Source organism: Corynebacterium sp. MSK071 (assembly GCF_030232125.1).
GTDB lineage: Bacteria > Actinomycetota > Actinomycetes > Mycobacteriales > Mycobacteriaceae > Corynebacterium > Corynebacterium kefirresidentii.
Window position 1 is genome coordinate 1 of record NZ_JASPJA010000039.1, and the last position, 1,077, is coordinate 1,077.

1 protein-coding gene is annotated in these 1,077 nt (G+C 53.2%); it reads left to right on the forward strand.

Going from position 1 to position 1,077, the window contains the following annotated elements:
- Nucleotides 1–29 precede the first annotated feature (29 nt).
- Nucleotides 30–1,077, forward strand: a 1,048-nt coding sequence (locus QP990_RS12095; RefSeq protein ID WP_284799413.1) for a hypothetical protein, incomplete at its 3' end; no start/stop codon positions are given.

Below are 1,077 nucleotides of genomic sequence, written 5' to 3' on the forward strand. Positions count from 1 at the left end.
TGACAAAGACCGAGGTCGGGCATCAAATCTTGTCGAAGATTGGTGACGCGCTCCGCAGCTTCTGGGAATGGATTCAGCCTGTATTTTCGGCTATTGGTGAGTGGTTTTCGAAAGCGTGGGCAGTTATCCAGCAGGTAGCGCCCTACATCATCACGGCACTTCTGACACCTATCATGATGCAGTTCATGCTGGTTAAGTCCATAGTGATGGTGGGGTTCGAGGCCATCAAAGCAGGCTGGGAGCTACTCGTAACCGGCATTCAAGCCCTGTGGGAAAACGTACTCAAACCCGCATGGGACGCTGTCGCACAAGCAGTGCACTTCCTATGGGAAGCAGCTATCCAACCAATCCTCAACCTGATAAAGCAGCTCTGGGAAGCTGTCGTAAATAGCATCAAGGCCCTCATCGATACGGTACTTATCCCAGCGTGGGACGCGATGAGCCAATTCCTGTCCGCTATCTGGAATAACGCTATTCAGCCAGTATTTAACGGGATTAAAGCCGTGTGGAACATGGTTGTCGACGGTATCAAGGCCATTATTGACAACGTCCTTCTTCCTGCCTGGCAACACATGTCAGACTTCATTAAAGGGATTGTCGATGCACACGTTCGTCCTGCTTTCGACCGCATGAAGCAAGGGGTCGACCAAGTTAAGCAATGGTTTGAAAAAGCCGCTGATGGAATCAAATCCGCATGGAACAGTGTCTGGGAAACTATTAAGTCAATTGCCGGCAAAATTGCCAACGTCGCCTACAACAACGGCATTCGCCCCGCATGGAACGCTGTATCCAAGGTAACTGGTGTAGAAAAGCTTCCTGAGGTTAGCTTCGCCAGCGGTGGCGTCATGCCCGGCTACACCCCAGGCCGCGACATACACACCTTCTTCTCGCCTACCGGCGGAACGCTCAACCTATCCGGTGGTGAGGCCATCATGCGCCCAGAATGGACCAGAGCAGTCGGCGGCCCAGCAGCAGTCGCACGTATGAACGCTACAGCACAAGCAGGAAAAGGCACCGGACTTTCCGGCTCCTTCGCTGACGGCGGTGTTATCGGCGCCATCAAATCCACAGCAGGCA